23 protein-coding genes and 1 riboswitch are annotated in these 22116 nt (G+C 35.3%); of the genes, 18 read left to right on the top strand and 5 right to left on the bottom strand.

The genetic code is table 11. From position 1 onward, the window contains the following. Positions 1-121 precede the first annotated feature (121 nt). The 5 genes from I5818_RS25670 to I5818_RS25650 all read left to right on the top strand — a co-directional run bounded on the left by I5818_RS25670 (position 122) and on the right by I5818_RS25650 (position 3346). On the top strand, positions 122-271 hold the full coding sequence (locus I5818_RS25670) for a hypothetical protein (RefSeq protein ID WP_169846934.1): 150 nt from the start codon (positions 122-124) through the stop codon (positions 269-271). A 29-nt stretch (positions 272-300) separates the two neighbouring features. Then, complete coding sequence (locus I5818_RS25665) at positions 301-1074, top strand: MerR family transcriptional regulator (RefSeq protein WP_078110731.1); 774 nt, start codon at positions 301-303, stop codon at positions 1072-1074. Continuing rightward, positions 1071-1727 (top strand): GAP family protein, encoded by a 657-nt coding sequence (locus I5818_RS25660; protein ID WP_078110730.1) that lies wholly within the window; start codon positions 1071-1073, stop codon positions 1725-1727. The genes I5818_RS25665 and I5818_RS25660 overlap by 4 nt, the downstream gene beginning before the upstream one ends. A 219-nt stretch (positions 1728-1946) precedes the next feature. Then, a complete protein-coding gene (locus I5818_RS25655) occupies positions 1947-2783 on the top strand; it encodes a hypothetical protein (protein WP_071976285.1) in 837 nt (278 codons plus the stop codon). Between the two features lie 83 nt (positions 2784-2866). Next, positions 2867-3346: a GNAT family N-acetyltransferase gene (locus tag I5818_RS25650; RefSeq protein ID WP_071976286.1), complete on the top strand. Its 480-nt coding sequence runs from the start codon at positions 2867-2869 to the stop codon at positions 3344-3346. Between the two features lie 435 nt (positions 3347-3781). On the opposite strand, the gene I5818_RS25645 is transcribed toward I5818_RS25650, so the two are convergent. After that, complete coding sequence (locus I5818_RS25645) at positions 3782-3982, bottom strand: hypothetical protein (RefSeq protein WP_209391835.1); 201 nt, start codon at positions 3980-3982, stop codon at positions 3782-3784. 909 nt (positions 3983-4891) lie between these two features. Here I5818_RS25645 and I5818_RS25640 point away from each other — a divergent pair. The 3 genes from I5818_RS25640 to I5818_RS25630 all read left to right on the top strand — a co-directional run bounded on the left by I5818_RS25640 (position 4892) and on the right by I5818_RS25630 (position 7433). Further along, on the top strand, positions 4892-5971 hold the full coding sequence (locus tag I5818_RS25640; protein WP_078110728.1) for an ankyrin repeat domain-containing protein: 1080 nt from the start codon (positions 4892-4894) through the stop codon (positions 5969-5971). After that, entirely contained in the window at positions 5972-6607 is a 636-nt protein-coding gene (locus tag I5818_RS25635; RefSeq protein ID WP_078110727.1) for a hypothetical protein, read from the top strand. A gap of 370 nt (positions 6608-6977) precedes the next feature. Beyond that, positions 6978-7433, top strand: a complete 456-nt coding sequence (locus tag I5818_RS25630; RefSeq protein ID WP_078110726.1) for a hypothetical protein — start codon at positions 6978-6980, stop codon at positions 7431-7433. Between the two features lie 111 nt (positions 7434-7544). Here the strand turns inward: I5818_RS25630 and I5818_RS25625 are convergent, their stop codons facing one another. Continuing rightward, the gene (locus tag I5818_RS25625; RefSeq protein WP_078110725.1) at positions 7545-8465 is read right to left on the bottom strand and encodes an iron-hydroxamate ABC transporter substrate-binding protein; all 921 of its coding nucleotides are present in this window, start codon (positions 8463-8465) and stop codon (positions 7545-7547) included. Positions 8466-9090: 625 nt separating this feature from the next. Here I5818_RS25625 and I5818_RS25620 point away from each other — a divergent pair. After that, the gene (locus I5818_RS25620; RefSeq protein WP_078110724.1) at positions 9091-9465 is read left to right on the top strand and encodes a VOC family protein; all 375 of its coding nucleotides are present in this window, start codon (positions 9091-9093) and stop codon (positions 9463-9465) included. Between the two features lie 255 nt (positions 9466-9720). Here I5818_RS25620 and I5818_RS25615 read toward each other — a convergent pair whose 3' ends face one another. Continuing rightward, positions 9721-10305 (bottom strand): TetR/AcrR family transcriptional regulator, encoded by a 585-nt coding sequence (locus I5818_RS25615; RefSeq protein ID WP_078110723.1) that lies wholly within the window; start codon positions 10303-10305, stop codon positions 9721-9723. A 199-nt stretch (positions 10306-10504) separates the two neighbouring features. Here I5818_RS25615 and I5818_RS25610 point away from each other — a divergent pair, with 199 nt between their 5' ends. The 3 genes from I5818_RS25610 (at position 10505) to I5818_RS25600 (ending at position 13699) form a co-directional block, all read left to right on the top strand. After that, complete coding sequence (locus I5818_RS25610) at positions 10505-11239, top strand: glucose 1-dehydrogenase (protein WP_071976291.1); 735 nt, start codon at positions 10505-10507, stop codon at positions 11237-11239. A gap of 423 nt (positions 11240-11662) precedes the next feature. Next, a complete protein-coding gene (locus I5818_RS25605) occupies positions 11663-12610 on the top strand; it encodes an L-lactate dehydrogenase (protein ID WP_078109424.1) in 948 nt (315 codons plus the stop codon). 318 nt (positions 12611-12928) lie between these two features. Then, entirely contained in the window at positions 12929-13699 is a 771-nt protein-coding gene (locus tag I5818_RS25600; protein WP_078109423.1) for an isocitrate lyase/PEP mutase family protein, read from the top strand. Positions 13700-13892: 193 nt separating this feature from the next. Here I5818_RS25600 and I5818_RS25595 read toward each other — a convergent pair whose 3' ends face one another. Next, complete coding sequence (locus I5818_RS25595) at positions 13893-14657, bottom strand: DeoR/GlpR family DNA-binding transcription regulator (protein ID WP_078109422.1); 765 nt, start codon at positions 14655-14657, stop codon at positions 13893-13895. 366 nt (positions 14658-15023) lie between these two features. Here I5818_RS25595 and I5818_RS25590 point away from each other — a divergent pair, with 366 nt between their 5' ends. The 6 genes from I5818_RS25590 to I5818_RS25565 are packed head-to-tail and all read left to right on the top strand — an operon-like array spanning position 15024 to position 20523. Next, positions 15024-15776 carry an ABC transporter ATP-binding protein gene (locus I5818_RS25590; protein ID WP_058005106.1) on the top strand — a complete coding sequence of 251 codons (753 nt, stop codon included), beginning with the start codon at positions 15024-15026 and terminating at the stop codon, positions 15774-15776. Then, positions 15769-17391, top strand: a complete 1623-nt coding sequence (locus I5818_RS25585) for an ABC transporter permease subunit (protein WP_078109421.1) — start codon at positions 15769-15771, stop codon at positions 17389-17391. The genes I5818_RS25590 and I5818_RS25585 overlap by 8 nt, the downstream gene beginning before the upstream one ends. Before the next feature lie 28 nt (positions 17392-17419). Beyond that, positions 17420-18424: an extracellular solute-binding protein gene (locus I5818_RS25580; RefSeq protein ID WP_078109420.1), complete on the top strand. Its 1005-nt coding sequence runs from the start codon at positions 17420-17422 to the stop codon at positions 18422-18424. Between the two features lie 19 nt (positions 18425-18443). Continuing rightward, on the top strand, positions 18444-19538 hold the full coding sequence (phnW, locus tag I5818_RS25575) for a 2-aminoethylphosphonate--pyruvate transaminase (RefSeq protein ID WP_078109419.1): 1095 nt from the start codon (positions 18444-18446) through the stop codon (positions 19536-19538). Next, entirely contained in the window at positions 19535-20377 is an 843-nt protein-coding gene (gene phnX / locus I5818_RS25570; RefSeq protein WP_078109418.1) for a phosphonoacetaldehyde hydrolase, read from the top strand. The genes phnW and phnX overlap by 4 nt, the downstream gene beginning before the upstream one ends. Then, complete coding sequence (locus I5818_RS25565; protein ID WP_169792995.1) at positions 20374-20523, top strand: hypothetical protein; 150 nt, start codon at positions 20374-20376, stop codon at positions 20521-20523. Before phnX ends, I5818_RS25565 begins: the two co-directional genes overlap by 4 nt. Before the next feature lie 111 nt (positions 20524-20634). On the opposite strand, the gene I5818_RS25560 is transcribed toward I5818_RS25565, so the two are convergent. Next, a complete protein-coding gene (locus tag I5818_RS25560; RefSeq protein ID WP_078109425.1) occupies positions 20635-21756 on the bottom strand; it encodes a 5-methyltetrahydropteroyltriglutamate--homocysteine S-methyltransferase in 1122 nt (373 codons plus the stop codon). Between the two features lie 104 nt (positions 21757-21860). Beyond that, a riboswitch (SAM riboswitch) is annotated at positions 21861-21960 on the bottom strand. Positions 21961-22116 lie beyond the last annotated feature (156 nt).

Genomic DNA, 22116 nt, shown 5'->3' with positions numbered 1-22116 from the left:
GTAAAACTGATTATAAAAGATTACGTAACGTCATTATCAAGATATTTTTTTTAACACTTGAAAGTGACGTTACGTCATTTTGTATAATGGAACCAATGAAAAAACGAAGGGGATGATAGATATGAAACAAGGAGATATCATTATATATGCGTGTGTCATCGTAGGAGCAGGAATTGGTCTTATGCTTGATCAAGCATTTCCTGGCGTACTAGTAGGTCTAGGATTGGGATATTTAATTAAAATTGGTCTAACTAAGGATAAAGAAGATTAGTCTTCATTTTACACTGGAGGTGTCTGTGCTTGATTCATATAAACGAAGTTGCCAAACAGACTAAGATTACGGTTAGAACACTTCGGTATTATGATCAGATTGGATTATTAACCGTCTCCTCTAAAACCGAAGGGGGGCATCGACTATATACAGAAGAGGATTTGAAGAAGCTCCAACAAATTCAATTTTTAAAAGGAATGGGTTACAGCTTGCAAGATATTAATGATATGCTATCTGACCCTAAATGGAATTGGAGCAATAGCTTGAAAAATCAACTGGTTTATATCATTGAAGAGCAGGCGAGATTAAAAAGTATCGAGTCGTCTCTACGGGAATTGATCAATAGTATTGCAGTAGAAGGCGGAGATGATCATCTTGCGATACAGAAACTCATTCGATTATCACTTAATCATAAATCAAGATTGAAGACCTTTAGAGACAGCATGTTTAGCGATAAAGAAATTGAACTCTGGACAAGGCTTCCCAAAATGAGTGGAGAAGATCCTGATTCATTAGAATGGATTGCTCTGATTGGTCAGATAAAACGGCATGTGAATGATAACCCTGCAACACCTAAAGTGCAAAGCATAATAAGACGAATGCAAGAAAAACAATTGGAAGATTTCAATGACGATGAGGAGTTTATCAATAAATTATGGGATATAAGAAAGTCCTCAGTGCAATCCGAAGAGCTTGGACTTTATCCGATCGAAAAAGAAGTTCTTGATTTCCTGGAACGGGCATATGAAATTTATATTTCTTCCGTACAAGACTCTTCCGCCCTTCAAGGAGGAGAATCATGAGCATTGAATTGCTTTTTATGGTAGGAGGATTAGCTCTATTAGATATGATGAGCCCTGCTGCTTTAGGGGTAACGGTATATTTACTGTTAAATGAAAAAGAGCGATTAAGTTCACGCTTAATGATCTATTTATTTACAGTTGCAGGATTTTATTTTTTAGTAGGCGTTTTTCTTATGTTAGGTCTGGATGTTGTAATGACTGCTTTCTCCTCCATCTTTCAAAATCGGATCGTAAGTTGGGTAATGTTGATTATTGGTGGGATTCTGTTTATAGCCAGCTTTTACTATCCTAAGAGTAAAAAAACAGATTTGCCAAGACCAAAGTCCAACAGTAATGCAGCCATGGTTGCACTCGGGTTCACGACATCATTGATCGAAGTAGGTACAGCATTTCCTTATTTTGCTGCGATTGGTCTTATGACTACATCAAATTTAGCTGCATTTCAGTGGCTCCCGATTTTGGCAGGTTATAATTTCATTATGGTGCTGCCACCATTGATCGTGTTTACGTTATATTTATTATTAGGACGAGTGATGCAAAAACCGCTCGAAATGCTTCGAATCAAGCTTTCGAAGCATTCAGGAGCGGCTATTTCTTGGATTATGTGTATTGTGGGATTGATTTTGATTTTTAATAGTTTGGACTATCTGTAGAGAGTTCTATAGTAGCTTTTTATCTCAAATCGAGTTCTTTCGGTGAACCGTATCAAAAGTAAATGAGGTTTTTCTTATCTTCTTGCAATTACTGTATGGGTGAGTGCTTTTTAGTTTATACACTGAATTTAATAAGTATTTGAAAAAATGTAAAAAATTATTAAAAAACATGTTAAAATTTAATGGAATATAACACATAGGTTAACTAAGGAGAACAATATGAGCCATTTAGGAAAGTATGAGCAAATGCCACTAACATTTGAAAAGTTAAAAAAATTAGAGGTGGTTCTTGAAAAAGAAGGATATTCTTTAGATGAAGATTTGGGCCTTATTTTACAGTCCGACTACTATTCTTATAGTGTTACTCCCTATGATGTAATTACATTTGCGAGTATTGGTTGTGATGGAATACATTTTGGTTTGTTAACCGACTTTGGAACCGTTTCCGATTTAGAGAATGCTTTTGTTGTATGTATTAGTCCAATGGATTTTGGTTCACATATCAAGATTGTTGCTAGGAATATAAGGGAGTTCGTTAGTTTAATTTGTACAATGAAAGATACAGGGGCTATTTCTAACTTTAATCATATGAAAGAAGAGGAAGAGTATTTAAACTTGCTTAAACAAATCAAAAAAGAAGAACCTGAAAATAAGGAATTTGTAGAAAGAGCTAACTATGTAGTAGAAAAGATAATATCTACTATTAGATGTGAAATCATTGATGATGTCTATCAATATGTGGAAAGAATGATAAGGACAGAAAGAAAGCAACAAACAATTTTACCCACTCTTGACGGTTTAGGGGTAGTTGCTATGGAAAATGTTTTTAGAAGCCATAGTATCTACAAACTTGAAGAGGATATGAATATTAATCTAAATGAAGTGAAAAATTTTTTTAATACTGCTTCAACAGAAAGTAAACTAGCTTTCATCCGTGATGCCCAATTTACTAACTTGATTTCAGATGAAATAGAGTTAAAAGAATTGGTCATTAATGAAATGATTAAATTAGGTTTAAATGATGAAGTAGGTAGATTGAAAAATATAGACGATTAAAGCTCTAGTAAAATAATTGTTATTAATCTACTAGAGCTTTTACTTAAGTTAGATCAAAGTAAAGATAAAAAGGTAGTGTGTGTATGAGTGTAATTATGTATTCTGAAATGGTGAAGCCAGTTAGCCCGCTTCCTTTGCCACTGGGCTATTCAATTCGGGCATTTCGACCCGGAGATGAAAGTATTTGGGCTAAAATTGAAACACTTGCAAGGGAGTTTCCGAACGAAGAAGCTGCTTTACAACGCTTCCATGCTGAGTTTCTCGATTGTGAATCCGATCTTCGACAACGCTGCTTTTTCTTACAAAATTCAGAAGGCGAAGCAATCGGTACGATTATGGCTTGGTATGGGGAGTATGAAGGTCGAAGGATTGGACGCATTCACTGGGTCGCAATCATCCCAGATTATCAAGGCAAAAAGCTTGCCAATCCATTGTTAACCTATGCCTTATCTGAGATAAACAAGTACCATCAAGAAGCTTATTTAACAACACAAAAACATAATGATAGAGCCATTCTTTTATATGAAAAATATGGATTTAAAGCGATTGAAACGCCTAATTAAGGCTAGTTCAATGGCTTTTTTACATAAGGGCACTTTTTAGGATTCTCTTTAATTAAGTTAAAACTTCATATAAAAATGTGAATTTAAGTCAATATTTTTGACAACAATATGTTAAGTTTTAAATCAACCTTCCAAACTTTTATATAGGATAACCGTCGGAGGCTTGACATGGAGCCTCTGAGAGCACAATTCCTAGCCAGAAAGCCAGCTAACTAAGTAATGCTGGTTAGCAGCCATACAGGCTATCATGCTCGCCTCTCCATATATTTTTTTTCGGTCATATCAACCTTCAATGTATTTGAATAAAGCTATTTTTGCAGAATCAAAATCTAGGTACTTCACATGACTCACTTCTTCTTTTTTTTGAATAGCATGGAACACTCAATACAGGCATTGTCATACGGAGAACCCTTATGACTAAAGGAGTGTGTCATTTTATAGGTTTGTATTTTTTCTCCAAAAATCATCGCTAGTATATTGTGAATCTAGGTCTGAATGGAAGACTACGTCATCACTTGGATTCTGTGAATTATCAGCATTTTCTAGTGCCTCAGTAATCAAATCAGTTGTCATCGTCCGTAAAAAAGAGTAACCAACAATTTTGATTACTATCAATATCTCTAACGCGCTTCTCATCGTCCCAATTTTGTTCTGTCATTTTTTTAATAACGTTACTTGCACTGTCAAATGGCAATTGTAACTCTCTAGAAATTTTTGACCTAAAGTAGTTTCGCCACTGCGATGGATACTAATAAATATAATTTTGGCAATTTGTATACAACCCCTTGAACTTAAATACATAGCCTTCCAAGATTCTATTGAACATGAATCAAACACTTCTTATATTACTATTTTAGTAAAGATAGGATATTTATACTATGAATTCGACAAAAGAAGACAAAATATTAGTAATACACATACTAGTGGCGAAAGTTATAATAAACTTAATAAAATTCCTGTCGAAGGAGAAAACTTATTATTTTAACAGAACGTGGTTGGGAATGTATCTGTGCTGCGGAAAATACCTTTACTTCAATCGAGAAAAGGGGGGCAATGCACTTGGAGTTTAAAGAATTCAATCACTTAGTCTAGATTTATATGATTTAATTGAAACATTTCCTCAAGTTAATCAAAGCGTATTTCGCGCAGTCTGGTAAAAGGAAGGGAAAAAAGGTGGAGGTTGACTATTTGTCTTTTCTAAAAGAGTTACAATACCGACTTACTAGACCAAATTGTGGTTGGGGAATTGTTACTCTAAGCTTACTGCAGGCACATCGTTAGAATTTGGCATAGAATCCCTCTTTAATGTTACCTACAACCGGTATTCACATTCACCGAATACGCCCTGAATCAACCGCAGGAGTCGGTATGCCTTCTTGTTTAGGTAATGGCGCCGGATGAGATTAATTACTGAAATCTCCTTCAGTTTGAATTGGGCTCCGGTTATGCAAGCACTGCTGGCGGAAGCGGAGAGGAAGAGACCGGCACTGGGATTCACCAACTGATTAGTAAGTAACTCATTATGCATATATAGGAGTGTTTGGGATGATTGTTCTGAAAGATATCGGGAAGTTTGAGGAACTGCCGGAAATCGCCATGCATATTTACCATGGAAATATTCCAGCTTTGCATGCTGCAATTACAGCGGGTTGGGATATTGAGGAAGGCATTGTACTTAGTAAACGTACTACATTAAGCCCTTTGGATTTGGCGCTTGTATTGCAGAGAAGGGAAGTTGTAAAGCTGCTAGTAGAGCACGGGGTCAATCTGAATGTCCATCATAATCCGGCATTTTTGCGAGCTGTCCGCTATTGCAAGGAAGACATCGTTAGGTACATTGCAGCACAAGGTGCCAAGTTGGATAAGCTCAATCAAACAGGTTTAGGAGCATATTCACAGGCCTACTATGGCAACAAAAACAATATCCCGCTTATTCATGAGTTGGGATTAGATATCAAGCTGCATGGCGGCCCTGTATTGCGTGAAGCCGTATCGGACCATGACCTTAAGACACTCAAGTATTTGCTCGATCATGGAGTGGACATCAATTATAATAAGCCCGATATGGTCTATCCTTATCAAGCGACTCCGTTAACCGTTGCCGTGCGTATGGGGAATTTGGCCATGGTCAAATTTTTGATTGAACGCGGGGCGGATGTTACTTTAGCAGAAAAGGGCGGCGAGAGGCCTTATACGATTGCCGTCAGTAATAAGCATACAGTCTTGGCTGACTATTTAAAATCGCTAGAGCCGGCTGAAATACATAATCTAGAAAACAAGAAGCATGAGCTGAAAAAATATAAATTACCCGATGAACTGGTAACTTTTCTTACCGGAGACGAGCTCCGTCTTGAGCTGGCGCAAAATGAATTTGAAATCGGGTATATCGACTTTTTTACATTGACCGATACGATTGAAATGAAACTCGGCGGACAAAAGCTGCTGCGCATATCAGCTGATATAGACAATTACTCTGATCTCCAGCTAGTTTGGAATCCGAAGAAAAAAGGTCAGATAGGCTGTTATGACGTGGAGCATCAGACTTATGCAGATTTATGCAGCTTTACAGAGTTCCGTGCGCAGCCTGAAATGTACCTCATTAAGTTTCTTGAGGGAGAGTTGTAAATGAAAAACCGTACAAATATTTTAGCTGCGAGAACAGACTGTATTCTTTATTATGTGAGACCAGTTCTGTCAAACGAACATGGTATAGGCTGGATCGGTGGGAATGCACCTGACTTCTTTGATGATCAAGAAGACTTTATCCACGAAGGTAACCAAAAATATTATTTTTACTTGAGTCTCGTCCATCCCTTTAAAACTGAGAGTATGATTTCAATCTTCATCCCAGAGGACTATGAGGAATATTTGAACAACAATGTTTACCCGAATTGCTCGATAAAGGTAATTGAGCATCGAATTTCAACGGAAAGCGTTAAAGATATGTTTACTAATCCAGGTCTTATAAAACATGTAATTTTAGACGGAGAAATAAGCAATGACGAAAAATCCATGAATCAGCCTTTTCTGATCAAACTAGGTGGATATCCGAGACTTATTCAAAATGAAGGCTATTATTTTACGAAACTTAAAGAGGAATCATTTTCTTTTTTATTTCAAGTAAATGAAGATGGTTACCCAGAAACATTGCTTCATCCCGATTACAATTATCCTTTTGGTTTTGGATCACTATATATTTTCGCCAAAATAGGGATAACTGAAATCCAACATCCAGTAGCAGGTTTTTGGCAATTTTCTTGATTTAACGCAGGGAACGTAAAGTAATTGAACTGATCCTGGAGTGATGCTATAAACGGCATAGCCGGAATGAATGCCCTATATGCCTCCTGAATATAAAGTATTAGACTAGATTCGCTGATTCCACGCGACTTTTAAATTACGAATCTGACACATTCTGAAAAATAGTTTTGTCTGATCCCTGAAGAAAAAACAGCAGCAACCAAGTATGAGAAAATAAAGTTAAAGACTGCTGCTGTTTTATTGAACAAACATACCCGTTAGCTCAAAGATGTACCTTAATTCTTAAACCATCTAAATCAGAGGGAAGGTGGTATGATATACTCAGGGATATAACTTAGGTAGTTTATTTTATATCGAAGGAGCAGTCGAGATGTTATCGGAAAAAGTGATTAATTATTGCAAAAGTAAAAACTGGTGGTTTGATGACGTTGTAGAGGAGTATGAACACGCATTAGTAAAGTTAGGCATCGATTTGAGTTCAGATTTTGCTAAGTTTTATTTGCATGCAGAGGATGGGCCGACTTTCTTTAGCAGACAACGTGAAATCTATCAGATTTGTTGGTTTATGATCAATTCTTCTGATTATATGTTAGGCATGGAGAGAACTCATGTAGGTTTAAAGCTGCCTGAAGAATATATTCCGTTGGATAGTTTTGAAGGGGAGTTCGGCTTTTTTTATAATAAGAACACAGACGAAGTGTTAGGCCTAGGATTGGGTCAGCAGATGGAGTCTTTTTTTGCTGGTAAATTGAATCCTCAATGGAAAAGCTTTAACTCCTTCCTAGAGTGGTATTTTGAACTGACAGATTCGTGTGTGACTATATAGATCAGCTACAGCTGCGAAGAGGACCACAAGGACGTACCCAGTGGTCTGACACACCATTTATTATTTGAGTAATTTAATATCACTTCTAGCAACGTCCACAAGGTTCTCCGACTATTTTAAAAAGTGCTCTTCAAAATATTTCAATTGGTAATCTAAAGTTAAAGAATCGTTAAACATAAAGGCATTTCCATCCACTTCAATTACATGGTTGTTCTTCACAGCGGGCATTCCTTTATATAAATCCGTCTGTTGATAGGAATTATCTTGGTCATTGTATTTACTAACAATTAAGTAGTCCTCAACATAGTCCGGTAATACCTCAGAGGAAATCATGTAGTAACCTTCTTTACTTGTCATTTCCTTTACTTTATCAGGCATTTTCAGACCTATTGCTTTATAAAGAACTTCTGTGCCTCTTCCCCAACTATCGCCAAAAATACCCATATCTTTATCATAACTTTCCATTACAGTTACCGTTGAATTTTCGCCAATTTTTGCTTTAATTTCATTTCCAACAGTATTTGCACGTTTTTTGAAGTCATCAATCCAGTTTTGAGCTTCTTTCTCTTTATTAACCAACTTTCCAATTTCTAAATGCTGTGTTAAATAATCTACTTTATTATAAGTATAGGTAACTGTTGGAGCTATTTGTTTTAACTTATCAAGGTTTTTATTATCATTTGATCCAATAATTAAATCTGGTTTTAATTCAATAATTTTCTCCAAGCTCTCATCTGAAACTGCTGGAACATCTTTTAATTGATCATTAAATAATGGACTTTTCTTAGCCCATTCATCCACGCCTACGATATTAACACCAAGTGAAATTAAATCGCCTGCATTGCCAGTCAAAACGACTACTCTTTTCGGATGGGCAGGTACTTTAATAGGGCCATTTTCAGATTGGTATGTAATCATTTTGCTTTTGCCCCCTTTACTTGCATCACCTACTGACTGGCTCTTTGTGGCATTGCCACAGGCACTAAGAATAAGAACCAAAATTAAAATGAAAGGTATAATTAATTTTTTCAACTTAAGATCCTCCTTAAAATTAAGTGTCATTCCGATCTAACTATTGATGATAATGATAATCATTTTCATTAAAACTTTAGTATTCTTTTAATTTTTTGTCAATAACTAATTGGGAAAAACAGGGCGTGGTTGGTAATGTATACAAGCAATGGAAAGTATCTAACAGGGAACAAACAAGTAGATATAAAATAGGATGGAGTAAAGCTTCTCTTATCAAATCTATAATGATTAAAAGGCAGGGAGTAGAATTAGTAAAAACTCTTCTGCCTTTTTATCATTCTCTTTTAAGTCCTTCACGAATCAGGAAATGGTATAATTATTGATAGAATATTATAAATATTTATTTGTTCGAATATTAGAGAGGGGAGATAAGGTATTGAAGTAGTTAAGCATAAAAAAACGGGGCAATAAGCAAATGATATTAAAAGGTTTAATATTTTGTAAAGAATGTGGTAAGGATGCATGATTTAGAAAAAAGTCAGTTGATAGTAAAGAAACATAACAATGACTGTAAATAAAAGAAGTCAAATGCTTGTGGAGAAAAAATAGATAAGAGAGCATAGCTTATGAAATTCAAGCATTCGATTTTGATATCCTATATCCCATTAAGTAAGGAGAGGTAAGCATGAAAAAAACGTTTATTGAACAAGTTCATTACATAAGAATTCCGGTAAGAGATTTAGACCAATCAGCTAAATGGTATGAAGAGGTGTTAGGATTACAACTGTTAACCATCACTGATGACCCTTTTGCAATTATTAAAGTGAATGATGGACCATTTTTAGTTATTTTAGTACCCATTGATGATGAAACTTATGCTCATTTTACTGTTAATGGTGAACCAGCTTTCAGCATTGGCTTTACAAGTCCTGAATTAATTAAATTTCACCAGCATCTAATTGATAATGGAGTCAAAGTTGAGGATATAAAAGAAGATAATGGGCATGCATATTTCCATTTTTTTGATCCAAGTGGTAATAAACTTCAAGTATACTGGTAGAAATCATTATATAATTATCTTTCAATATTATTTAACAATTAGTAGAGCAAATCCCTGGATAAGGGAACTTACGGAGATAAAGTAAGTAGATAATCCATGATGTAGAAGCTAACAAACTTATATGATAGGTTGTTAGCTTCTTTTTTAATTTCAAATAAGTATGTATCCCCAGTTGATTACGATGCTAAAAACCGTAAAGTCAATCACAATTGATTCGATTGCTTTTCTGACAAAAAATGTACTGGAGATAGATCCTTACTCTTTATTTTTAACGATGATTTCACCTAATGTTGTTGTGTATAGGTATGATAGTCTTTTCGCCATTTCCTCAGGGGAACTTTTAAACCCTTCTTGAATCCAGTAGATAAACAAACCTAAAAAGGCATAGGTTTCATAATAGTTGACTGCTTCTATATCGAACCATACACCATCTTTCAATTCTAAATCGTTGCGGCTAATAGCCGAAATAGTTTCGCAAAAAATATTTTGTGAACCTGGGATTACTTCCCCCATTAACATGAGAGAAAACACAAATTGGTTATTAAATACAAATTCAAAGATTGGAATACTTTGGGTGGAGTCAGCTAAAGAGAATGTCTTTTTCCCTTTAAAACTTTCTTTATAATACTGTGCTAGCTCATCTAAATAATCATGAAAAATATCTGCTAAAAGCTGCGTACTGTTCTCATAATGGGAATAAAATGTAACCCTATTGCAGTGAGCAACCTCTGCAATTTTAGTAATAGAAATTTCCTTAAATTCCTCTTCCTTTAATAGCTCCAACATTGCTTTCTTTAAGTTTTTTCGCGTTCTTAAGATTCGACGATCTTCATTTGCCACTTGTTTTCCTACCACCTTGCAACGTACATTCTTTTCAAAAGTATAACACGAAATAAGAAAGAACACTTTTAGCAGACTTTAGCAAATCTCCTTCTTTGACTTTTATATAGAATTTTGTTATTTTACAGTTGTAGTTTAACTATAATTATTTTTCTATTGATGAGATATTCAGTTTCGTACTGAAAAGGAGGAGTTATTCATGACTCGTTTAGAAGGTAAAGTAGCAATTATTACAGGTGCTGCCCAAGGTATGGGAGCATCTCACGCAAGACGCTTTGTTGCAGAAGGTGCAAAAGTTGTTATAACAGATTTAAATGAAGAAAAAGGTACCGCTTTAGCCAGTGAATTAGGTGAAAATGTTTTATTTGTAAAACAAAATGTTACTAGTGCAGAAGATTGGGCAGCTGTTGTTGCGAAGGCTGAAGAAAAATTTGGGCCAGTCAATGTATTAGTAAATAACGCAGGTATTACAATGGCGAAATCTATACTTGAAACGACAGAGGAAGAATACCGTCGCATTGTGGATATTAACCAAGTATCTGTCTTTTTAGGAATGAAAAATGTTATTCCATCTATGCAAAAAGTGGGTGGCGGTTCAATTGTTAACATTTCTTCAATCAATGGTATTGTTGGGGGTGCTGTTGGTTACACAGATACTAAATTTGCTGTTCGTGGCATGACAAAAGCGGCTGCAATGGAATGCTCACATTATGGCATCCGTGTTAACTCAGTACATCCTGGTGTTATCGCCACACCTATGGTTGTGCAAGAGGATACAAAAGCAGCTGTAGAGGAATTTGCTAAACATATTCCTTTAAAACGAGTTGCACAACCAGAAGAAGTAACAAATCTTGTGCTTTATTTAGCTTCTGATGAATCAAGCTACTCAACTGGTGCTGAATTTATTGTAGATGGCGGCATCACTGCAATGTAATTAGATTTAATAGAGTAAAGCCGTAAACTATCGCGGCTTTATTCTATTAAACACTTCCTTCTCTCTTATTCCAATTTATTATATTTTTGATAGAGTAATAACCAGCATAAAAAATAAGGTTCATCGTTTATTCAAAAATATTGTGAAATAATTCACATATTATATGTTAAACTAACCATGTTAAAAAAAGCAGAAAACAAGCATTCAAGTAAACTATATTTTTTTAAATCAATTTGTGAAATATTTCACAAAATAGTCGGCCATTTGTGTTTTTTACTATATTTATTTATTAGTTAATCTTTCCCTTTTCATAAATTAATTTAATCCTGGCAATTCTAGGATTAGACTATTTAGATTGATTGAAATTGGAATAATCATCTGGCTAATCTTTAATTTTATAGAATCTGAAGGGGGATCTATTCTGTGAATAAAGAAAAAGTAAATCGTATTGTATTAGTTGGAACAGGTGCTGTAGGTTGTAGTTATGCCTATTCTCTTATTAACCAGGGCGTGGCGGAGGAGCTAGTCTTAATCGATGTTAATGAAGCAAAAGCTGAAGGTGAAGCGATGGATCTTAATCATGGAATGCCTTTCGCACCCTCACCTATACGTGTATGGAGTGGTTCTTATCAAGATTGTGCGACTGCCGACCTAGTTGTTATCACTGCTGGATTGGCACAGAAGCCAGGGGAAACCCGTTTGGAATTAGTCGAAAAAAATACGAAAATATTTAAGCAAATTGTAAAAAGCATTATGGAAAGTGGATTTAATGGGATATTCTTAGTTGCAACAAATCCAGTGGATATTTTAACCTATTTGACTTGGAAAGAATCGGGTCTACCAAAGGAACGTGTAATTGGTTCTGGGACAGTATTAGACTCTGCGCGTCTAAGATCTGCGCTAGGAAAGTATTTCAATGTAGATACAAGAAATGTTCATGCAGCCATTATCGGTGAACATGGAGATACAGAGCTTCCAATTTGGAGCCATGCAATGATCGGAATTGAGCACCTCAATGCAGTATTGAAGCGTAAGGGAGATTTAAAAAAAGAATGTTTAGATGAAATCTTTGTAAATGTCCGTGATGCGGCCTATCAGATCATTGAGAGAAAAGGGGCAACATATTATGGGATAGGAATGTCTCTCGTTCGGATTACAAAAGCAATCCTTAATAATGAAAACAGCATTTTGACAGTATCCGCTTATCTTAACGGAGAATATGGACAAAGTGATGTATATATTGGAGTTCCTGCTGTCATTAACCGTTCCGGCATTCGCGAAGTAGTTGAGATTGAGCTAAATGAAAAGGAAACAGAACAATTTAATCATTCAGTTTCTGTGTTAAAAGAAACGATGCAGCCTGTGATTTAATGAAATACATTATAGATCATTTTCATTAAAGAACTTTCTGCAAGAATAAATGAGTTTTCTCTAATAAGATTTAATCTAAAAAATGGTGAAAGTTGGATGAAGTTAATCAAATCCCCTATCCCACTGAGATAAAGGCTGTAAACCCGCCATAGATACGGTGAATCGTTTATTTAGTGTAGGAGCCAGGTCTTTTACAAATGCAACCAACTCACGAAACCAGCCTTGTTTTATATCCAGACCATAAGAGCAAGAATGAGGACGAATTGGAGATCCGTTACTTGTTAAAATGAATCCAGCAACGATTAGGAGGAAAATATAATGAACAAGATACAGGAATTCAATGAGTTACATTCTTCAAAGGAATTATTATTTTTAGGAAATGCCTGGGATTTACTTTCAGCCTTATCGCTTGAAAAGGCAGGTTTCAAAGCCATTGGAACGACTAGTTGGGGAATTGCAAATTCAATAGGATTACGAGATGGTGAATTAATTGATTTTGAAAGGCATTTAGGGATCATTAAAACGATAGTAGATAATGTGAAAATTCCTGTATCTGCGGATATTGAGGCGGGATATAGCGAAGATCCTAGCAAGATTATTCATCATGTTTTAAGGACCGCAGATGTAGGGGTAGCAGGTATCAATATTGAGGATTCATTAAAAAAGTCAAATGGCTTAAGAGAGATTTCATTGCACTGTAATCTTCTGGAGAAAATAAGAATCGCGTTAGACCATCATGGTTATAAGGATTTTTATATTAATGCTAGAACAGATACTTACTTCCAAAAGGAAAACCCTTTAATGGAAACAATAGAACGAGCACAGGCATATGTTGATAGTGGCGCAAGTGGGATCTTTGTTCCAGGCTTGAAAGAGCATTCAGAGATTAAAGAAATCACTATGAATGTCAATGCTCCACTGAATGTCTTATCTTTACCAGGACTAACAAATTGTCATCAGCTTCAGGAATTAGGAGTGAGACGTTTTAGTTTTGGAAATGCACTATCTGATACAGTCATTTCTTATTTAGAAAAGAAGGTTGGCGAATTGATAGAGCTTAAGGATACATCCCTCTTGTATGAGTGGTAGTATGAAAAAGTAGTTAGTTAAAACGACAGAAGGGAAAGTGCACCAGCGATTAAAAAAGTGATTATAGTTGTTTGTTAAAATGAGAATAAGAAATTATCATATCTTTTTATCATTCTCAGACTATGATCCCATCTGTAAATACGATTAAAAGAAGAGGTGCGACCAAATTGGCGCACCCTTTGTTGTTCAGCGATTATGCTTCTAAAACAATTAAATTTGTGTTTGTTTGTTTAAATTGATTGATGAAAAGTTTATTTATATTATGATCTGTAATAACATAATCGATTTCGCTGAGTGGTGCTATTCCAATGGTGACGTTCTTACCGAATTTTGTACTATCAGCGGCCACATAGATTTCATTGGATAGTTCGATCATTTTTTTTCTGGTGATGGCTTCTTCCATATTATAGTCAGAAATTCCTTTTTCGATTGTGATTCCACTTGCACAAATAAATGCCTTTTGTATATTTAATTGGCTAAAATTAAATAAATATTCATATGTTACGACCGATCTTTCGTCTCTCCTTATTTTTCCACCAATAATAATCAGTTCAATGTCACTATTTAGTAGTTCAAGTATAACTGGAATCGAATTAGTTATGACTGTTAGCTTTTTTTTGTTTTTTATATATTTTGCAATCTGAAAAGTTGTCGAACCGCTATCAATATAAATACAATCCCCATCTTGAATGTATTCACTACATTTTTGAGCAATGGTTTCCTTCTCTTTTAAGTGGCTGACCATTCGTTCATCAATGGTTGATTCTCCAAAATTTTCTTCAACAATTTTAACGCCACCGTAAATTTTTTCAATCTTTCCTTGCTTTGTCAGCAAGCTGATGTCCCTACGCAGTGTATCAATGGAAACGTTCAATTCCTTCGTTAACTCAGTTAACTTCATTACTTTTTTTATCATTAATAACTCGACAATTTTCTTTTGTCTTTCAAGAGGAAACATCTTATTCACCCATTTATAGTAAGTCTTTTTAAAAGGCTCTTTTCTAAAACATTGTTGCTATTTAAGTAAAGTTTTAACAAATAACGATTAGCAGAAGACCGCTATATCTTTTATTGGATGTAAAAGCATGCGGTAACTTTTACAAAAGCAAAACTATACGAAAACAGCCTTTTAAAATTATACTTCAAGTTTACTGATTGCTTATTAAATTTTCAATATATTAGCATATATCGTGGTTAAATTAATTATGATTTATTAATGATTTAGTAAAGAGTTATGCATAATTTACATATTATTTACATGATCCTAAACTTACATTTACAAATGGTAATTATACTTAAAGTCGTAATCAGGGAGGTGAATAGTTTGCTGAAGCTGCAAAATATAGGCAAACACTATGACAAAAAGGTCATTTTGGAAAATATCAATCTTGAAATTGATACTGGAGAAATTGTTTCACTATTAGGTCCAAGTGGCAGTGGCAAAACCACCTTATTATCTATTATTTTGGGGTTAACTAAAGCGGATCAGGGGAAAATCATTTTTAACGATGTGGATTTGAGTAATGTATCGATGAAGGAGCGAGGTTTTAATATTGTTTTCCAGGATTACGCACTTTTTCCCCATATAAATGCTTATGAAAATATTGTATATGGAGTAAAAAATAAGAAAGGGTTAGTGTCAGAGAAGGAGATAAAGGAGTATATCGAATTCCTAGAGCTAACCCCCCATTTAACCAAAAAAATAGGAGAATTATCAGGTGGTCAGAAACAAAGGGTTGCACTTGCAAGAACATTAGTAACAAAGCCGAAAATATTATTGTTAGATGAACCTTTAAGTGCATTGGATGGGGTCATTAAGGAATCAATTAAGGAACGGATTAAGTCAATTGCAAAGGAGTTTAAGCTTACAACCATTCTTGTCACCCATGACCCTGAGGAAGCCCTAACCTTGTCAGATAAAATTTTGATCATAAATCAGGGAAATATTTCACAGTTTGGGACCCCATATGAAATTATTAATCAACCAAGTAATGGTTTTGTGCAAGAATTTATTCTCAAGCAATTACAAATTAAGCGACAAAATATTTATCACTTATTTGGTGAAAAATATGCCTAATGTAAAACCAGAAATGAGGATTATTTTTACTATCATAGTATGTTTATTTACAGTCTTTCTAGTATGGCCTTTGGCCACTTTATTTGTTCGATCATTTGAAACGGCTAATGGATTCGATGTCGCGAATTATCACTCAATCATTTCTAATAAAGAACTAATGAAGTCCATTGGGAATAGTCTATTAATTTCTAGTATTACGGCTATTATCTCTACTATTTTAGCATTTATCCTAGCCTATACCATCAATTGTACGAGGATTTATCAGCCCGTAAAGGGAGTAATTAAAACGGGGATGCTTATTCCAATGCTGCTTCCGACCATCACCTATGGATTTGCGATTATGTATTCTTTTGGAAATCAAGGATTAATTACAAAGCTTTTTGGACGAAAAATATTCGATATTTATGGATTTAACGGCTTATTAATAGGTTATGTCATTTATACATTACCATCAGCCTTTCTTCTTATTAATAATTCCTTTAAGTATATTGATAAGAAATTTATCATTGTTTCTAAACTAATGGGTGATGGGACATTGAGAAGTTTTATGAACACGATTATTCGCCCTTTGTGGGGAACCTTAGCTGGTGCTTTCATCCTTTCCTTTATCTTGAGCTTTACCGATTTTGGGATCCCTGCTTCGGTTGGGGGAACGTATGATGTGGTAGCAACTCAGCTATATCAAGTGATGCTTGGTTCCATACCAGATTTCAATAATGGTGCTGCAATTGCGGTAATCATGTTAATCCCTGCTGTATTTGCTGTTTTTCTTTTAAATTATCTTGAAAAATTTAATTTCCACTATGACAAATTTACAGAGATCGAATTGATTCAAAATAAACCAAGAGATATTTCCTTTAGTGTAATCTCTTCTGTCATTTTAATAGGAATGGTTGCCATTTTTGCCGTAATGTTCGTTGCACCGTTAGTAAACAGCTATCCTTATAATCTAACATTTACATTGAGCCATTTCATTGATGTGTTTCAATCAAGTGATTTAGTCAATGTCTATAAAAATTCAATAGTAATAGCATTATTAACGGGAGTAGTTGGTACGTTTGTTGCCTATAGTGCGGCGCTAGTAAATGTACGTACACCGCTTAAAGGAAAAAGATTAATGGACACAATTTCAATCATTACTAATACAGTACCAGGTATGGTATTAGGTTTATCGTATTTACTTCTTTTTAATAATAGCAGTTTAAAAGGAACGATCACCATTATTGTGCTATGTACAGTGGTCCACTATTTTACGACGCCTTATTTAATGGCTAAAAATACCCTAGCTAAAATGAATCCGACTTGGGAAACAACGGGGGAATTGTTGGGAGATAGCTGGCTAAAGACGATCCGTCGCGTTCTTTTGCCAAACTCAGTATCAACAGTATTTGAAATGTTTAGTTACTATTTTATTAATGCGATGGTAACGATTAGTGGAATCATCTTCTTAGTATCAGCTGAAACTTCAGTAGTAGCGAGCAAAATTAAAGAATTGCAGCACTTTGCTAAATTCAATGAAATCTTTGTTTTATCGATACTCATCTTTGGTACGAATTTAATCGTTAAATTATTTTGTGATTATCTTCAAAAACGACCATCAATTAATAGGAATTGAAACTTTTGATAAAAGTGAGGGGAAAATGATGTTTAAAACGATTAAGGGAATGTTCCTGTGTCTTATTGCTTTTAGTTTAGTATTTACATTGGTTGGCTGTAATAATAATTCAAATGCTGCAAAGGCACATAAAGCAAAGAAAGTAGTTATTTTAACGAATGGGGATGAAGAAGCAGTTCTAGCGATGGAAAAGTCATTAAAAGAAGCGGGTTTTGAGGGGAAATATGTCGTTCAATCTTTGGGTACATCTGAATTAGGAGGAAAGCTAACCGCTGAGGGAGATAAAATAGATGCTAATTTAGTCACAATGAGTTCTTATTTTATCCAAAGTGCTCAAGAAAAGCACAAAATGTTTACAGATTTAACATTCACAGCGAATGCGTTAGAAACATATCCATCCTACTATACACCGATTCTAGCTAATACCGGTTCTATATTTGTCAATACCGAGGTCATCAAAGAAAAGGGTCTACCAATGCCGACTTCTATAAAGGACTTAACAAAGCCGGAGTTTAAAGGATTAGTATCGATCCCAAATATTATGGACTCTTCTACAGCCTGGTTATTGGTCCAAGCTATTATTAATCAATATGGAGAAAAGGAAGGAAAAGCTATTCTTCACGATCTAGTAACAAATGTTGGTCCACATCTTGAAAGTTCTGGATCGGGTCCTATTAAGAAAGTTCAAGCTGGGGAAGTGGCTGCGGGTTTTGGACTTCGCCACCAAGCAGTAATTGCGAAAGAACAAGGTGCACCAATTGATTATATAGATCCATCTGAAGGGAATTTCTCATTGACTGAATCTATTGCTGTGGTGAAAAAAGATGATAAAACAACAGATTTAGCGATGGACATGGCAGAGGTCATTGTTAAGGAAGGCAGAAAAGAGTTAATCAACAATTATCCAGTTGCCCTTTACGAAGGAGAAACAATTAATGATATACATAAACCTGCCCACACAAAGAAATTTGACCAACCATTAACTGTTGAACTATTAAAGCAGCATCAAGAGTTTTTCAATTCAGCGAAGTAAAAAATAGGGAGAGATGGACATGAACAATTATAAACTATTAACACCAGGTCCTTTAACCACTACAAGCACGGTTAAAGAGGAAATGCTATTTGACCGTTGCACGTGGGACAACGATTATAAATCCATTACGCAAAAAATTAGGGCGCAGCTTCTTGAATTGGCAGGTGCTGCTGAGGATGAATATACGGTTGTGCTTATGCAAGGAAGCGGTACGTTCGCAGTTGAATCCGTCATGCATACAGCCACTACAAATGAAGATAGGGCTTTAATCATCACGAACGGTGCATATGGTGAACGAATTATCAAAATGGCAATGTACATCGGCCTTAACTTTAAGGAGTATCGTGTACAATACAATGAGTACCCAATTGAATCGGAAATAAAGGCTATATTAGAGGAAGATCAAGAAATTACACATATAATCATGGTTCATTGTGAGACAACGACAGGAATCTTAAATCCAATTGAAATGGTTTCAAAACTGTCAAAGGAGTTTGGAAAAACCTTAATTATTGATGCAATGAGTAGCTTTGGCGGTCTGGAAATCAATGTACCTTTGCTAGGAATTGACTATTTAATCAGCAGCGCAAATAAATGTATTCAAGGTGTACCAGGCTTTGGCTTTGTTATTGCTAAGCGTGAGAAACTATTAGCATGTAAAGGGAACTCTCGCAGTCTATCATTAGATTTATATGATCAATGGGTAGAAATGGAGAAGGATGGAAAATGGCGCTACACCTCACCAACACATGTAGTGGCTGCATTTTCTAAAGCAATTGATGAATTATTAGAAGAAGGCGGCATTCCAGCAAGATTTGCCCGGTATCAAAATAATAATCGTATGTTAAGAGAGAGACTTGCCAAGATAGGAATTCATGCCTATATTACAGATGATAAACAATCGCCGATTATTACAACCTTTCTTTTCCCTAATGAGAAATTCAACTTTGCAGAATTCTATTCCTATACAAAGGAGAGAGGCTTTGTCCTCTATCCAGGAAAACTAACCGATGTAGATACCTTTCGCATTGGGAATATTGGTGAAATTTATGAAGAAGATATCCTAGCATTGTGTGAAATTATTGAAGAATATATGGGAGTGATGGTAAAGTGAATAAAATTGAAGGAGTAATTTTGGATTGGGCAGGAACAACGGTGGATTTCGGCTGCTTTGCACCAGTAAATGTATTTATTGATATTTTTAAACATGCAGGTGTTGATGTGACAATGGAGGAAGCAAGAGCACCGATGGGATTGCTTAAGATTGACCACATTCGCGCCATGCTTTCGATGCCTAGAATCTCTCATTTATGGCAGGAGAGATTTGGCAGGGAGTTTAATGAACAAGATGTGGAGAAATTATATGCTGAATTCGAGCCTGCACTCATGTCATCCTTATCTGAGTATACAGATCTCATTCCTGAGGTGATTGAGGCAGTTCAAACCTTAAGAAGCCAAGGATTGAAAATTGGTTCAACAACAGGTTACACACAATCCATGATGGATGTTGTTGTACCTAATGCACACAAAAAAGGGTATAGTCCAGATTTTTATATCACTCCTGATGGTACCAATTCTCTGGGAAGACCTTATCCTTATATGATTTATCGAAACATGGAAGCATTGAAATTATCAGCATCCTGGAAGGTTGTAAAAGTTGGAGATACGACCTCAGACATAAAAGAGGCGGTTAATGCTGGCGTTTGGTCAGTCGGCGTCATTATAGGTAGTTCCGAAATGGGGCTAAGTTTATCTGAATATGATGCCTTATCCGAGGTAGATCAAGAGAAGGCAATCTCTAGAACAGAGCAAACTTTTTTACAAAGCGGGGCAGATTTTACAATAAAAACAATGGGAGAACTGCCTGAATTAATTGAAAGAATTAACAGTCTTATCTTGGAAGGTAAGAGGCCTAGTGCAGGTTTAACGTACTTAGTGGAGGGGATTTATTGAAATCAATATCAAAAAAGAATAAGATACTTATTTTATTATTTATAATGCTTTTATGTGTTGCTGGCCTATTTGATATTAAATACAAGGGATTATTTTTCCAATTACTACCTAATACGATTCAATCATATTTAGCCGGCTTTTTTTAATAGCCTCTTTTCTAAAATTAATTGCCTTCCTAGCTAGCCTTGATGGAGAAACACTGATGAGTAATAAAAGGACCGGGCGTTTTTTGCCCGGTTTATCTTATGTAAGTGAAACTATTGTCCCCAGACATCTTTTGCAATACGTACAACATGGCGTAATTTATTCCATTGTTCTTCCTCTGTTAGGATATTTCCTTCTTCAGTAGAAGCAAACCCACATTGCGGACTCAAACAAAGTTGATTAATATTCACATATTTTGTTGCTTCTTTAATCCGTCCTATTATTTCATCTTTATCTTCGAGTTCAGGAGTTTTAGATGTGATGAGTCCCAATACCACATGTTGATCTTTAATGAATCGTAATGGTGTAAAATCTCCAGATCGTTCATTATCATATTCTAAGAAGAAGGCATCTACATTAACACGTGAAAATAACTCTTTTGCAATGGGTTCATATCCACCTTGATACAGCCAGGAAGATTTAAAATTCCCACGACAAATATGAAGGGTAATTGCCATATCCTCAGGTTTGTTGGCTACAGCTTTTACAGTAATATCAGCAAATTTTTTCACAAGCTCATCGGGATCGAATCCTTGTGATTTTATTTTATCTCGGAAAGCATCACTGAACAATGCTCCCCAGCTTGTATCATCTAATTGTAAATAGCGGCAACCTGCATCATAAAATGTTTGAATGGCATCTTGATACACTTTAATAATATCGTTAGCCACCTCATCAAATGAAGGATATGAAGGATTATTTAGATATGGCTCACTTCCAACTACACCCGAGTAGAAAATCATATTAGGGCCTGGAATTGTAATTTTCGCAATATGATCACCGGCAATGCTTTTCAAATACGTGAAGTCTTCTAAAAATGGATGATCCTTAGGGAAACTTAATTTCGAATCAACTGTATATGCTTCTGCCTTTTTCATCGCTCCATTAAATGCACCGGTGATGTCTATTTCATAAACACGAATCCCCTCAATAGCTCTGATAAAATCTAAGTGCCACCATCTTCTTCTGAATTCACCATCTGTCACTGCCGTTAGGCCTACTTCTTTTTGCAATTCAACAATTCTAGCAATCTCAATGTCTTCTAATGCACGTAATTCTTCCTTAGTTATTTGACCATTCTTATATTGAGCCCTCGCATCCTTAAGTGCTTGTGGACGCAAGAAGCTCCCAACATGATCTGCTCTAAATGGTGCTTTCTTAATTGTATTAATCAAATTGGACAACCCCTCTAAAGTTAAATTAGTTTTTTTCTTAGCTTTTTCAGGGTACAAAAAAACCCTTCTTAAAAAGAAGAGATTAAACTCATGGATAATTACTCTTCTTATCTTCAAGCAAAACGCTACTGGAATTAGCACAGTACAAAAATGTCTGTTGCTGAGATATCTCAGGGCCAGTCCCTCCATCTCTCTAAATAAGAAAGTGACAAATTTAATTATTAATTATCAATTTACCTGTATATTCAGAGAATGTCAATTTTCCGGTGCGAATAAGTATGATGGAACCCATATTCATCATATGGGAAGGGGCTTTTATTGAGGGAAACGTTATCTCGGTATACAAATAATCAGTTTATT

Origin of the sequence: Heyndrickxia oleronia, from assembly GCF_017809215.1 — a bacterium.
Classification (GTDB): Bacteria; Bacillota; Bacilli; order Bacillales; family Bacillaceae_C; genus Heyndrickxia; species Heyndrickxia oleronia.
Note: the sequence above shows the minus strand (reverse complement) of the source record. Positions and strands in the feature narration are given on the sequence as shown.

Bases quoted from the DNA above. Each gene is read 5' to 3' on its own strand.
- I5818_RS25645 (WP_209391835.1), bottom strand. From the start codon at position 3,982: ATGAGAAGCGCGTTAGAGATATTGATAGTAATCAAAATTGTTGGTTAC.
- I5818_RS25670 (WP_169846934.1), top strand. From the start codon at position 122: ATGAAACAAGGAGATATCATTATATATGCGTGTGTCATCGTAGGAGCA.
- I5818_RS25585 (WP_078109421.1), top strand. From the start codon at position 15,769: ATGCCTAATGTAAAACCAGAAATGAGGATTATTTTTACTATCATAGTA.
- I5818_RS25600 (WP_078109423.1), top strand. From the start codon at position 12,929: ATGAACAAGATACAGGAATTCAATGAGTTACATTCTTCAAAGGAATTA.
- phnW (WP_078109419.1), top strand. From the start codon at position 18,444: ATGAACAATTATAAACTATTAACACCAGGTCCTTTAACCACTACAAGC.
- I5818_RS25630 (WP_078110726.1), top strand. From the start codon at position 6,978: ATGTTATCGGAAAAAGTGATTAATTATTGCAAAAGTAAAAACTGGTGG.
- I5818_RS25655 (WP_071976285.1), top strand. From the start codon at position 1,947: ATGAGCCATTTAGGAAAGTATGAGCAAATGCCACTAACATTTGAAAAG.
- I5818_RS25640 (WP_078110728.1), top strand. From the start codon at position 4,892: ATGATTGTTCTGAAAGATATCGGGAAGTTTGAGGAACTGCCGGAAATC.
- I5818_RS25580 (WP_078109420.1), top strand. From the start codon at position 17,420: ATGTTTAAAACGATTAAGGGAATGTTCCTGTGTCTTATTGCTTTTAGT.
- I5818_RS25595 (WP_078109422.1), bottom strand. From the start codon at position 14,657: ATGTTTCCTCTTGAAAGACAAAAGAAAATTGTCGAGTTATTAATGATA.
- I5818_RS25635 (WP_078110727.1), top strand. From the start codon at position 5,972: ATGAAAAACCGTACAAATATTTTAGCTGCGAGAACAGACTGTATTCTT.
- I5818_RS25610 (WP_071976291.1), top strand. From the start codon at position 10,505: ATGACTCGTTTAGAAGGTAAAGTAGCAATTATTACAGGTGCTGCCCAA.
- I5818_RS25660 (WP_078110730.1), top strand. From the start codon at position 1,071: ATGAGCATTGAATTGCTTTTTATGGTAGGAGGATTAGCTCTATTAGAT.
- I5818_RS25650 (WP_071976286.1), top strand. From the start codon at position 2,867: ATGAGTGTAATTATGTATTCTGAAATGGTGAAGCCAGTTAGCCCGCTT.
- I5818_RS25620 (WP_078110724.1), top strand. From the start codon at position 9,091: ATGAAAAAAACGTTTATTGAACAAGTTCATTACATAAGAATTCCGGTA.